Genomic DNA, 13,066 nt, shown 5'->3' on the forward strand with positions numbered 1-13,066 from the left:
ATCATTCAGTCAGGAGCTGTTCACGAGACGTCGTCCGGGAATCCCCGCCTCCGTCGGATCGGCTCCATGTTCCCCGTCCTGACGGCGTCCGCCGTAAGTAGATTCGAGGTGATTGATGACGCTTCTGGGCACCCCTTCCGGTCGCACCGCACACTCCCCGCGCGAGGTCGCTCCCGACCATGCCGCCACGCGCCTTCATGACGGGATCCTGCATCTCGTCGAGGAGTCCACACCGGACGAGGCCCAGACAGCCGATCTCCTCGCGCTCGCCGATCTCCTCGAGCGCGCGGGCCTGCAGCCGCTCCTCCTGCGCCGGACGAGTGGGCGCCCCGCCCTCGCGCTCGACGTCGAGGACAAGCCCGCCGCGCTCGCCGCGCTGGCCGCCGACGAGGGTCCGTGGGCGGCGGCGCGCTCGGCCCGACGCGTTCCCGTGCCGCTCTCCTCGGGGGTCGAGTCCGCGTTCGCGAAGGACGTCGCGGTGCTCTTCCGCCCGCGCATCGTGCCGTCGGGCACGCTGAGCTACGGCGCCGACTGCGGCGTGCGCGTCGAGTTCTGGCGTCGCGAGGGCGCCATCGTGCGCGCCCCGCGACGGAACGCGCTGACCCGCCATGTGATCGCGGCGGACGACCTCGCTCTGACGACCATCCGCCGGCATGGACGCGAGTGGCGCACGCTCGAGGGGATGTTCGACGCGGGCCCGCATGAGGTGACCTTCGACATCGACATGGTCTTCTCGTGGGTCGACGGCTCGTCCAACGACTTCCAGCGCGAGCGCGCCAAGCGCATGAACGCCTACGTCGTCGGGGAGGGCGACGCGCACGCCGCGCGCTACCGCCACGTCGACGAGCTGCGCTACGCCCTGCGCAGCGTGCACATGTTCGCCCCGTGGGTCCGCCGCATCTTCATCGCGACCGACAGCCCCGCGCCGCGCTGGCTCGCCGAGCACCCGCGGGTGACGATCGTCCGCAGCGAGGAGTTCTTCGCCGACCCGACGGTCCTCCCGACCCACAACTCGCACGCCGTCGAGGCGCAGCTGCACCGCATCCCGGGCATCGCCGAGCACTTCCTGTACTCGAACGACGACATGTTCTTCGGCCGTCCGGTCTCCCCCGAGATGTTCTTCACCGCGGGCGGGCTCACGAAGTACGTCGAATGCGGCGTGCGCATCGGCGTCGGCCCCTCGCGACCGAGCCGGTCCGGCCACGACAACGCGGCGCGCGTCAACCGCGACCTCCTGCGCGAGCGCTTCGGACGGGTCATCCTTCGCGATCTGCAGCACTGCGCCACGCCGCACAGCCGCGAGGTGATGTTCGAGCTGGAGCGCGCGTTCCCCGAGGAGTTCGCGCGGACGGCGGCGGCCCGCTTCCGCAGCGCGACCGACATCTCGGTCACGAACTCGCTCTACCACTACTACGCGACGTTCACCGGCCGAGCTCTCGCGACGACCGAGCCGCGGACGGCGTACATCCAGACGACGCAGCGCGATGCGCCCGCGCGGATGGGGCGACTGCTGGCCGGGCGGGACGTCGACATGTTCTGCCTCAACGACGGCAGCGAGCCCGAGCTCCCGGAGGAGCTGCGCGCACGGGTCGTCCGGGAGACGCTCGAGGCCTACTTCCCCGTCAAGGCGCCGTGGGAGAGCGACTGACCGTCACCCCACGAGCGGCAGCGGCTCCGTCGGCGGCGCGACCTGCTCGGCGACCGGCGCGTCGGATGCGACCGTGCGGGACGGGCTCGCGGGCGGGATGACCACGCCCGCGCGCTCGAGCCGGCGCGCGGTCTCCTCGGCCGAGGTGATCTCGGCGGGCGGCGCGTCCGAGAACGGCACCACAGAGTGGACGATCGTCTCGTCGTAGACGTGCACGAGGTTGTACGACTGCGCGCCGTCGCGCGGCTGCATGCCGCCGTCGGCGATGCGCAGGTCCTGCGTGTAGCAGGACGACGACGCGACCGACACCGGGATCCCGGCGAATGTCGCCGTCGACGAGAAGTGCACGTGGCCCGCGAGGATGGCCCGGACGTCGCTCCCCCGCAGCACCTCGGCGAGCGCCTGCTGATCGCGCAGCTCGACGAGCGTCGCGAGATCGAGGACGCACGGGATGGGCGGGTGGTGCATCGCGAGGATGGTCCCGCGCGGCGCGGGCAGGGCGAGCTCGAGCGACAGCCACTCGAGCTGCTCCGCCGACACCTCGCCGTGGTGCGCTCCAGGCACCGACGTGTCGAGCACGATGACGCGAAGCCCGTCGAGGTCGTGGACCGCGTCGACCGGCGCGTCGCCCGCCTCGCCGAGGAGCTCGCGTCGGAACGGGTCGCGGGCGTCGTGGTTGCCCATGACCCAGATCACGCGCGCCCCGAGGCGCTCCGCAGCGGGCGCGACGGCGTCGCGGAGCTGCCGGTAGGCGTCGCGCTCGCCGAGATCGGCGAGGTCGCCGGTGAAGACCAGCGCGTCGGGGCGCGCCCCGGACTGCTCGATCTCCGCGAGCATGCGGCTCACGTGCTCGGCGGCGTCGATCCCGAAGACGCCGCCCTCGGCTCTCAGATGCGTGTCGCTCAGATGGACGAGCACGTGACTCGGGCGCGCGTACTCGGATCTCCGTGGCGTCATCGACGGTCCGGCCATGTTCGCGATGGTAGCGAGGCGCCTCGCACTCTCAGCGCGACACAAGGCGATGTCCGGGAATCTCTGCGATCCGCCATCCGATCGGTACGCTCGTATCTGCATACGCGGCATCCCTTTTCGCCGCGCGGACCGGAGGTGCGGATGTCGGTGCGACACGGACTGCTGGCGATCCTGGATCAGGGCCCCTGCTACGGATACCAGCTGCGCACCGAGTTCGCCCGCCGCACGGGGGGAACGCGCACCCTCAACGTCGGGCAGATCTACAACACGCTCGAGCGCCTCGAGCGCGACGGGCTCGTCGAGCGCGGCGAGCCCGACGCGCAGGGGCACGTCTACTGGAGCATCACGCCCGCCGGCCGCGAGGCGGCGCACCTGTGGCTCGAGACGCCCGTGGATCCATCCGATCGCGACGCGCTCGCGGTCAAGCTCGCCCTCGCCGCGACCCTCCCGGGCGTCGACGCGTGCGCCGTGCTCCGCGCCGAGCGCGAGGCCGTCGACGCCCGGATCGAGGGTCTGCGCGCCGCCGTGTACCCCGGTTCGGAGCAGGAGGGGCCCGAGCGGGTCGCGTGGTCGCTGATCTCCGACGCGCTCCTCTTCTCCGCGGAGGCGGATGCCCGCTGGCTCGCGCACGCCGAGGAGCGTCTCGCCGCGCATCCCGACCACGCGCTCGCGCTCGACCTCTCGACCGAGCGCCCGAAGCGCGGCCGCCCCGCGCGCCCCGTCGCCGCCGTCTGACGCGCGGCTGCCGCCGCGTTTCGCGGCAACCGCGACACGAGCCGGCCCCGCGAACCGGCCCGCGAATCGACCCCTCCCGCGCGCCCCGAACACCTGCCACAACTAAAGCGCTTTACATTGCGCCGATTCTCCCGTACGCTCGCTCATCAGCACCCGGAGAGCGCGAAGGCGCGTGCTCCCGATGAGTGCCTCGATCACGAGGAGAAGGAACATGGCAAAGAAGGCATGGGCAGGCGCCGCGATGCTCGCCGGCGGTGCGCTGCTGCTGACCGCGTGCGGCGGCGGCGCGGCGAACGACGCCGACAACACCATCGACGGCGAGCCCTCGGGCGAGATCAAGGTCGTCACCTGGCGCACCGACCTCGTCGAGGACGGCACGTTCGAGAAGTACGCGGAGGAGTTCCAGAAGCTCCACCCCGACGTGACCGTGACGTTCGAGGGCATCACCGACTACGAGGGCGAGATGAAGACGCGCCTCAGCACGACGAACTACGGCGACGTCATCGGCATCCCCTCGATGCTGCCGAGCCAGTACGAGCAGTTCCTCGAGCCGCTCGGCGAGACCGAGGAGCTCGCCGACACGTACCGCTTCCTCACGACGCACACCTACGAGGGCACGCAGTACGGCCTCGCGATCGGCGGCAACGCCAACGGCATCCTCTACAACAAGCGGGTGTTCGAGGAGGCGGGCGTCGAGACGCTGCCGACGACCGAGGACGAGTGGCTCGAGGCGCTCCGCCTCGTCGACGAGAACACCGACGCCATCCCGTACTACACGAACTACAAGGACGGATGGCCGCTGTCGCAGGCCTTCAGCAACCTCGGCGCGATCACGAACGACCCCGACGCGGGCATCACGCTCGCCGAGGACCCCGAGCCGTGGACCGAGGGCACCGACGTCTACGCGATCGACTCGCTTCTCTACGAGACCGTGGCGGCGGGTCTCACCGAGGACGACCCCCTCACGACGAACTGGGAGAAGTCGAAGGTCGACTTCGCGACGGGCCGGATCGCCACGATGGCGCTCGGCTCCTGGGCCGTGTCGCAGATGCAGGCCGCGGCCGAGGAGAACGGCGCCTCCCCCGAGGACGTCGGCTTCATGGCCTTCCCCGCGAACGTCGACGGCCAGCAGTACGCCACGATCGGCGGCGACTACAACCTCGGCGTGAGCCGCCACTCCGAGCACAAGGCCGCGGCGTGGGCCTTCATCCAGTGGCTCATCGAGGACTCGGGCTTCACCGAGACGCAGAACATGATCTCGACCGTCATCGACAAGCCCGCGCCCGACTACCTCGCCGAGCTCGAGTCCGCCGGCGTCGAGCTCCTCGAGACGAACCCCGCGCCCGAGGGCAAGGAGAACCTCCTCCGCGAGATCGCGGACACCGCGCAGATCGACCTGTGGGGCCCGCTGTACCGGCAGAAGCTCGTCGACATCGCCCGCGGCGCCGCCGACGGCGACAAGGAGACCTCCTTCGCCGAGCTGAACTCGACCTGGAGCGACGCCCAGGCCCGGGTCGGCGAGTAAGCCGACCACGAGACGGAGACACCATGACGACCTCGGCTCCCGCCGGCGCATCCGCCGCCACGCGCGCCGCCGTCATCGTGCCCTCGCCCGAGCGCCGGGGGCGCGGCTCGCGCCGCGACCCCGGCGCCCCCGGGCGCGGGGCGCCGACGAGCCGGACCGCTCTGCAGCGACTGACCCCCTGGTTCTTCCTCTCGGGAGCGGTGGGCCTGCTGCTCCTCTTCAGCTACTGGCCCGCCCTCAACCTGCTGTACTACAGCGTCACGGACTGGGACGGCCTCGACCTCGAGAAGAACTTCGTCGGGCTCGAGAACTACATCGAGGTCTTCACGAACCCGCGCATCTTCAGCGTGTTCGGCGTGAGCCTCTACTACTTCGCCGCGTCCTTCGCGCAGATGGCGATCGCGCTCTACTTCGCCACTCTCCTGAGCTTCTCGACGAGGTTCTCGAACTTCTTCCGCGGCGTCCTGTTCTTCCCGTACCTCATCAACGGCGTCGCGATCGGCTTCGTCTTCCTGTACCTCTTCCAGCCGGGCGGCACGCTCGACACGGTGCTCTCCTGGTTCGGCGTGGCAGAGCCTCCGCAGTGGCTCGGCGACCCGGAGGTCGTGAGCTACTCGCTCGCCGCGACGTCGGTGTGGCGGTACACCGGCCTGAACTTCGTCCTGTTCCTCGGCGCGATCCAGTCGATCCCGGGCGACCTGTACGAGGCCGCCGAGCTCGACGGGGCGAGCCGCTGGCAGCAGTTCTGGGCGATCATCTTCCCCGGCATCCGCCGCATCATCGGCCTCTCGTTCATCCTCGCCATCTCCGGCAGCCTGAGCGTCTTCGAGGTGCCGTTCGTCATGACCGGCGGCGCCAACGGATCGAGCACGTTCGTGATCGAGACCCTCTCGACCGCGTTCAGCTTCCGCAACGTCGGGCTCGCGTCCGCCATGGCGGTCGTGCTGCTCGCGATCGTCCTGCTGGTGACGTGGATCCAGCGCCTGGTGTTCCCCGACGAGAAGGTGGACCTGACATGACCGCGATCGCATCCGCGCGCACCCCGCTCATGCGGCTGCGCAGCATGAGCGCCACGACGGCCAAGTACGTCAGCCTGATCATCGGCGCGGTCCTCACGCTGCTCCCGCTGTCGGTCGTGCTCATCGCCGCGCTCAAGACCGAGCAGGAGTACCTGCAGACCGGTCCGTTCGACCCTCCGGCCAACTGGCTCAACCTCGAGAACTTCGCGACGGCGTTCGAGAGCGGCCGGATGCTCGAGGGGTTCGTCAACACCCTCATCGTCCTCGGCGTCTCGCTCGTGGGCACCATCATCCTCGGCACGATGTGCGCGTACGCGCTCGATCGCTTCGCCTTCCGCGGGAAGAAGCTCATCTTCGGGCTCTTCCTCGTCGCGACGCTCATCCCCGGCGTGACGACGCAGGTGGCGACCTTCCAGCTCATCAACGGCATGGGCCTCTACGACACCAAGATCGCGCTGATCCTGCTCTTCATGGGCACCGACATCATCGCCATCTACCTGTTCATCCAGTTCATGTCGTCGATCCCCGTCTCCCTCGACGAGGCGGCCATGATCGACGGCGCGAGCCGGTGGACGATCTACTGGCGCGTCATCCTGCCGTTGCTGCGCCCCGCGATCGCGACCGTCGTCATCATCAAGGGCATCGCGGTCTACAACGAGTTCTACATGCCGTTCCTCTACCTGCCGTCCGAGGGGCTCATCTCGACGTCGCTGTTCCGCTTCAAGGGGCCGTTCGGCGCGCAGTGGGAGCTCATCGCCGCCGGCTCGATCCTCGTCATCATCCCGACCCTGGTCGCCTTCCTGTTCCTGCAGAAGTGGATCTACCGGGGCCTCACCTCAGGAGCCGTCAAGTGACCGACATCCTCGCCCTCACCCGTGCCGTCATCCGCCGCGACCTGCACGAAGGCTGGAGCGCGCGCGCCGTGGCCGGCCCGGTCCCGGAGTCGGTCGCGGGCGCGACCATCCCCGCGACGGTGCCCGGGTGCATCCACACCGATCTGCTCGCGGCCGGCCTCATCGACGACCCGTATCTCGACGACAACGAGGCCGCCCAGCGGTGGATCGGGCTGACCGACTGGACGTACGAGACGACGTTCACGTGGTCGGCGGATGGCCATGAGCGGCACGATCTCGTGTTCGACGGTCTCGACACGGTCGCGACGGTGACCCTGAACGGGCGCGTCGTGCTCGAGTCCGCGAACCAGCACCGCACCTACCGCGTCGACGCGCGGGACGCGCTCGTCGAGGGCGACAACGTGCTCGTCGTGGCGTTCTCCTCGCCCGTGAAGTACGCGGGCGCCCGCAGCATGGAGTACGGCGCCCGACCGCGCCCGTACCCGCTGCCGTACGAGGCCATCCGGAAATCCGCCGCGAGCTTCGGCTGGGACTGGGGCATCGCGACCGCGACGAGCGGCATCTGGCGGCCCGTGCGGCTCGAGTCCTGGTCCATCGCGCGCATCGCCGAGGTGCGCGTGGACGCCGCGCCGACCCCGGATGGCGGCGCGCTGCGCGCGGATGTGCGCGTCGAGCGCGCGGACGCCGATCGCGCACTGCATCTCGCGGTCGAGATCGACGGCCGCACGGCCGAGGCGGAGCTCGCCATGGGAATGGACGCCGCGCACATCGAGGTCGCGGTCCCGGGCGCCGCGCTCTGGTGGCCTGCCGGCTACGGGGAGCAGCCGCTGTACGACGTGCGGCTCGCGCTGTCGGCCGATGACGCGCCGCTCGACGAGGCGACCCGTCGGGTCGGCTTCCGCTCGGCGCGCTGGGACACGACCCCCGATGCCGACGGCACGCCGTTCGCGCTGCACGTCAACGACGTGCCGGTGTTCGTCAAGGGCGTGAACTGGATCCCCGACGACGCGCTCGTCACGCGCGTCGACGCCGCGCGCTACGAGCGTCGGCTCCGTCAGGCGCAGGCCGCCGGCGTCAACCTCATCCGCATCTGGGGCGGCGGCATCTACGAGTCGGACGACCTCTTCCGCCTGTGCGACGAGCTGGGGCTCCTCACCTGGCAGGACTTCCTGCTCGCGTGCGCGGCCTACCCCGAGGAGGAGCCGCTGCGCGGCGAGATCGAGGCCGAGGCGCGCGATCAGATCGTGCGGCTGTCCGCTCACCCCTCGCTCGTGCTCCTGTGCGGCAGCAACGAGAACCTCATGGGCTTCGCGGAGTGGGGATGGCAGACGGCCCTCGACGGTGCGACGTGGGGTGCGCACTACTACTTCGAGCTCTTCCCGTCGCTCGTCGCCGAGCTCGCGCCGCACATCCCCTACGCTCCCGGCAGCCCGTTCAGCCCGAACGGCGAGGGCCCGAGCGACGACGCCCACGGATCCGTGCACCTCTGGGAGCAGTGGAACCGCCGGGACTGGCTCACCTACCGCGACCACCGGCCGCGCTTCGTCGCCGAGTTCGGATGGCAGGGCCCGGCGACGTGGACCACGCTGCGCGACGCCGTGTCCGACGATCCGCTCACTCCGGAGTCACCGGGGATGATCGTCCACCAGAAGGCGATGGAGGGGAACACGAAGCTCACGAACGGGCTCCTCCCCCACTTCCGCATGCCGCGCGACATGGAGGGCTGGCACTGGGCGATGCAGCTCAACCAGGCGCTCGCCGTCCGGACGGCTCTCGAGCACTTCCGGTCCTGGACCCCGGTCACGATGGGCGCGATCGTCTGGCAGCTCAACGACTGCTGGCCGGTCACGAGCTGGGCGGCGATCGACGGCGCCGAGCGGCTGAAGCCGCTGTGGCACGCCCTCAAGCAGGCCTTCGCGCCGCGGATCGCGACGATCCAGCTGCGCGGCGACGGGCTCGCGGTCGTCCTCTCGAACGACACGGGAGAGTCGTGGGAGGGCACGCTCACGACGACCCGGCGCGGCTTCGACGGGACGGCCATCGCGGAGGACGCGCAGCCCTTCTGGATCCCGCCGCGCGGAACGACGACGCTCCCCCTTCGCCCGGAACTCGCGACACCGGATGACGCGGCGGCCGAGCTCGTCGTCGCGTCGACGGGCGACGTGCGGGGCCTGTGGTTCTTCGCCGAGCCGCGCGACTCGCGCCTCGCTCCGGCCGTCCTCGACTTCGAGGTGCGCCCTGTCGACGGCGGCACCGAGGTGGAGATCACCGCGCGGAACCTCGTGCGCGACCTGTCCCTGCTCGTCGACAAGGCGCATCCCGACGCCGTCACGGAGGACGGGCTGTTCACCCTGCTGCCCGGCGAGACGGCCATCTTCCGCGTGCGGCATCCGGAGCCGATCGATCTGCCCGCCCTCCTCTCGGAGCGGGTCATCCGCACGGCCAACGAGCTGGTCGCGCGATGACCCTCGACGACGGATACGTCTGCGGCATGACATGGGGGTGGACCGGCGTGCGCGGCACGTGGGCGACTCCCGCCGCGGCCGACTCGATGCGGCGGATGGCCGACCACTCCGTGACCTGGACGGCGCTCGCGTACGGCGCCCTGCAGGACACGGCGATCAGCACCGACATCCGCTTCCAGGACGAGCCCACCGTGACCGACGACGAGATCGTCTGGGCCATCCGCGAGGCGAAGGCGCTCGGGCTCAGGGTCTGCCTCAAGCCCGTCGTGAACGTCGCCGACGGGACCTGGCGCGCGCACATCGGCTTCTTCGACTGGGACGTGCCGGGCGAGCCGAGCTGGACGCAGTGGTTCGCGTCGTACCGCGCGTTCATCCTGCACGCCGCGCGCATCGCGGAGCGCGAGGGATGCGAGATGCTCTGCATCGGCTGCGAGATGGTGCGCGCCGACGCGCGCGAGGCCGAGTGGCGGGCGCTCATCGCGGATGTCCGCGCGGAGTACCGCGGTCTCGTCACCTACAACTGCGACAAGTACCAGGAGGACCGCATCACCTGGTGGGACGCGGTCGACGTCATCAGCTCCAGCGGCTACTACCCCGAGGACGCGTGGGAGGCGCAGCTCGACCGGATCGAGCCCGTCGTCGCCGCCCACGGCAAGCCGTTCCTGTTCCTGGAGGCCGGATGCCCGTCGCGCGAGGGGTCGGCTGCCCTCCCGAACGACTGGAGCCTCGCGGGCGCGCCCTCGGGTGAGGAGCAGCTGCGCTACTACCGGACGATGTTCGCCGCGTGCGATGCGCGCGACTGGGTGCGCGGCTTCATGCTGTGGGATTGGCCCGCCCAGCTGTACGCCCCCGACGAGGCGGCGCGCAACGACGACTACTGCCCCTACGCCAAGCCCGCGGGCGGATGGCTGCGCGACGCGTACGCGGAGCGCGGGTGACCCGCAAACCGGGAACCGCCACATCACCGATACGAGGAGAGATTCGATGGGGAATCCAACATGGCGGGCGCTTCTCGCGCCCGTGGCAGCGCTCGCCGCAGCCGCGCTGCTGCTGCCGAGCACCGCGACCGCAGCCGAGGAGGCGCCGCCGCGCGTCGATCTCGTCGACGCGCAGGCGACCGATGAGACCCGCAGCCTGTTCGCGTACCTGCGCGACATCGGCGGCACGGGCATCCTGTTCGGCCATCAGCACACGACCGACTACGGCGAGACGTTCACGACCCGCGACGGCACCGCATCCGACGTCCTCGCGGCGACCGGCGACCATCCGGCCGTGTTCGGGTTCGACACCCTCATCATCGAGGGCAGGGAGCGGCCGGGCGACGCATCGGCCACGCGCGAGGAGAACGCGCTGACCCTCGCGAGGAGCATCCGCGAGGCGCACGACCTCGGCGGCATCAGCACGCTCAGCGGGCACGTCGAGAACGTCGTCACGGGCGGCGACTTCTACGACACGACGGGCGACGCGCTGCGCGCCGTCCTGCCCGGCGGAACGCATCATGACGAGTTGCGCGCGCATCTCGACCTCGTCGCCCTCGCGGCTCAGAACGCCGTCGACGCCGAGGGAGCGGCCATCCCGATCGTCTACAGGCCTTGGCACGAGAATGCAGGGTCCTGGTTCTGGTGGGGAGCGGCCTTCGGCTCGCCTGGCGAGTACGCAGAGCTGTTCCGCTTCACCGTGGAGTACCTGCGCGACATCAAGGGCGTCCACAACCTGCTCTACGCCTTCTCCCCGGGCGGCGGATTCGGTGGGAGCGCCGAGCAGTACCTTCGCACCTACCCCGGCGACGACTTCGTCGACGTCCTGGGCTACGACACCTACGACCCGTCCGCATCGCAGACCTTCCTCGACGGCCTCGTCGCAGATCTCGGGATGATCGGACGGCTCGGCGCCGAGCGCGGCAAGGTGACGGCGTTCACCGAATTCGGGATCACAGGAGGCGTGAAGCCCGATGGCGAGAACGCGAACCCGACGTGGTACACCGACGTGCTCGACGCCATCCGATCCGACGCCGACGCGTCGCGCCTGTCGTACATGCTCACCTGGGCGAACTTCGGGGGCGACACCGCGCCCTACACCCCGGTCGAGGGCGAGATGCTCGCTGACTTCTCCGCCTTCCACGACGACCCGCGCACGCTGTTCGCGGACGACGTGACCGGCGCGTTCGACCGAGCGACGGACGCCGCACCCGCCGCGCCGGTCGCCCACATCGCGAGCCCCGCCGACGGGGCACGTGTCGCGGAGGGACCCGTCGCGCTGCGCGCCTCCATCACGGGCACGGCACCGATCCGCGCCTGGATCGAGCTCGACGACGGATCCGCGATCGACCTCGCCCCGCCGACCGACGGGGGCCTGTGGTGGACGGGCAACTGGGACATCCCCGCCGATCAGCTCGACAACTCGACGCGCGCGCTGATCCTGCACGTCAAGACGGACGGCGCCGAGGATCTCTCCGCGACGTCGCACGTGGTCGTCGGGCCGCGTCCCGAGCTGCCGCTCGGCGTCGTGGACGACTTCGAGGGATACGGCGACGACACGGCGCTGCGCAGCGAGTACGTGCAGTACCAGGCGAACGAGATCTCGCTCGAGACCGCGTCTACCGGCGGCGGGGAGAAGGCCCTGCGGCTCGACTACTCGTTCGCGAACCAGAGCTACACGGGCACCGGTCGACAGCTCTCGGGCGACTGGTCGTCGTTCTGGGACTTCCAGGCGTGGATCGATCCCGACGCGTCCGGCAACCGGCTCGTCCTCCAGCTCGTCGCCGACGGCGTCGCCTTCGAGGCCTACCCCTCCCTCGCCGGCGACGACCCCTACCTCGCCACCATCCCCTTCGCCGACTGGCGCCCCGCTCCCTGGGACACCGCCAACGCCGACCGCCGCCTCACGCCCGAGGCCCTCGCGAAGGTGTCGCAGTTCAACGTGTACGTCAACGCGGCCGACGGCGGCGCCGTCGAGGGCTCGATCGTCGTCGACGAACTCCGCGCGGTCGAGGGCACGCCCCCGCCGACGGTCTACGCCGACGTGCCGCGCGACCACGCCGCCTACGTCGCGATCCAGTGGCTGCACGACGAGGTCGTCGACCTCGGCGATGCGAACGGGCGCTTCCACCCGTCCCGCGCGGCCTCCGCCGACGACATCGAGACCGTGCTCAAGGCCTACGCGCCCGACGCCGGAGTCACCGCGGATGGCGCGCGCCGGCTCGACCTCGCCGTCGCGCTCTGGCGTGCGGCCGGGGAGCCGGCGCCCGCCGTGCCACGCGCGTTCGACGACGTGCCCGACGCACATGCGGCGGCCGCGGCCTGGGCCGTCGAGTACGGCATCATCGCGGCGCACGGTCCCGACCGCCTGAAGGCGTCGGCGCGCGTCGACCGCGCGGAGCTCGCCACCGCCGTTCACGCGCTCGACGCGGTGCGGGATGCGACCGGCGAGGAGGTGCTCTTCGCGTTCGCGGAGGGGGCCGACGGCTGGGCGATCGCCTCGTGGCAGACCGAGGGCTCGGCTGCGGCGGCCGACGGACGTCTCATCGTCGACGCCGCAGCCGGCGGGAACTGGGTCAGCTGGACCGGCTCGCTCGACCTCGCCGGCCGCAGCGCGCTCCTCGTCGACGTCGCAGCGTCCACCGGCTTCGACGGGAAGGCCGCCCTGCAGCTGGGATCCGACTGGACCTGGTGCGAGACCGCGAACGCGGGATGGGCCGAGGGAGAGCGCACGGGCGAGGACGCCGTCGTCATCGACCTGACGACGCTCGACGCGTCGTGCCGCGAGAAGCTCGGCGACGTGCGCGGAGTGAACCTGCACCTCGACGAGGGGCATCACGAGATCGAGGAGATCCGCGCGCGCTGAGCGTC

At 70.7% G+C, this 13,066-nt stretch carries 9 protein-coding genes; 8 read left to right on the top strand and 1 reads right to left on the bottom strand.

All coding sequences use genetic code 11. The features are described 5' to 3' along the window. Positions 1–115 precede the first annotated feature (115 nt). Positions 116–1,648: a stealth family protein gene (locus tag M1D46_RS13775; protein WP_456285833.1), complete on the top strand. Its 1,533-nt coding sequence runs from the start codon at positions 116–118 to the stop codon at positions 1,646–1,648. 3 nt (positions 1,649–1,651) lie between these two features. On the opposite strand, the gene M1D46_RS13780 is transcribed toward M1D46_RS13775, so the two are convergent. Beyond that, positions 1,652–2,620, bottom strand: a complete 969-nt coding sequence (locus tag M1D46_RS13780) for a phosphodiesterase (RefSeq protein WP_421074359.1) — start codon at positions 2,618–2,620, stop codon at positions 1,652–1,654. 141 nt (positions 2,621–2,761) lie between these two features. Between M1D46_RS13780 and M1D46_RS13785 the strand changes: the two genes are divergently transcribed. The 7 genes from M1D46_RS13785 to M1D46_RS13815 all read left to right on the top strand — a co-directional run bounded on the left by M1D46_RS13785 (position 2,762) and on the right by M1D46_RS13815 (position 13,061). After that, the gene (locus M1D46_RS13785) at positions 2,762–3,355 is read left to right on the top strand and encodes a PadR family transcriptional regulator (RefSeq protein ID WP_456285834.1); all 594 of its coding nucleotides are present in this window, start codon (positions 2,762–2,764) and stop codon (positions 3,353–3,355) included. 211 nt (positions 3,356–3,566) lie between these two features. Then, positions 3,567–4,880: an ABC transporter substrate-binding protein gene (locus M1D46_RS13790; protein WP_271172802.1), complete on the top strand. Its 1,314-nt coding sequence runs from the start codon at positions 3,567–3,569 to the stop codon at positions 4,878–4,880. Positions 4,881–4,903: 23 nt separating this feature from the next. Further along, positions 4,904–5,899: a carbohydrate ABC transporter permease gene (locus tag M1D46_RS13795; protein ID WP_456285835.1), complete on the top strand. Its 996-nt coding sequence runs from the start codon at positions 4,904–4,906 to the stop codon at positions 5,897–5,899. Then, positions 5,896–6,753: a carbohydrate ABC transporter permease gene (locus M1D46_RS13800; protein WP_282978652.1), complete on the top strand. Its 858-nt coding sequence runs from the start codon at positions 5,896–5,898 to the stop codon at positions 6,751–6,753. Before M1D46_RS13795 ends, M1D46_RS13800 begins: the two co-directional genes overlap by 4 nt. Then, entirely contained in the window at positions 6,750–9,218 is a 2,469-nt protein-coding gene (locus tag M1D46_RS13805; protein WP_456285836.1) for a glycoside hydrolase family 2 protein, read from the top strand. Before M1D46_RS13800 ends, M1D46_RS13805 begins: the two co-directional genes overlap by 4 nt. Then, complete coding sequence (locus tag M1D46_RS13810; protein ID WP_456285837.1) at positions 9,215–10,156, top strand: glycoside hydrolase family 113; 942 nt, start codon at positions 9,215–9,217, stop codon at positions 10,154–10,156. The genes M1D46_RS13805 and M1D46_RS13810 overlap by 4 nt, the downstream gene beginning before the upstream one ends. A 46-nt stretch (positions 10,157–10,202) precedes the next feature. Beyond that, on the top strand, positions 10,203–13,061 hold the full coding sequence (locus M1D46_RS13815; protein ID WP_456285838.1) for a glycosyl hydrolase: 2,859 nt from the start codon (positions 10,203–10,205) through the stop codon (positions 13,059–13,061). The last annotated feature ends 5 nt before the right edge of the window (positions 13,062–13,066 follow it).

The sequence above is a fragment of the Microbacterium sp. JZ70 genome, assembly GCF_053903225.1.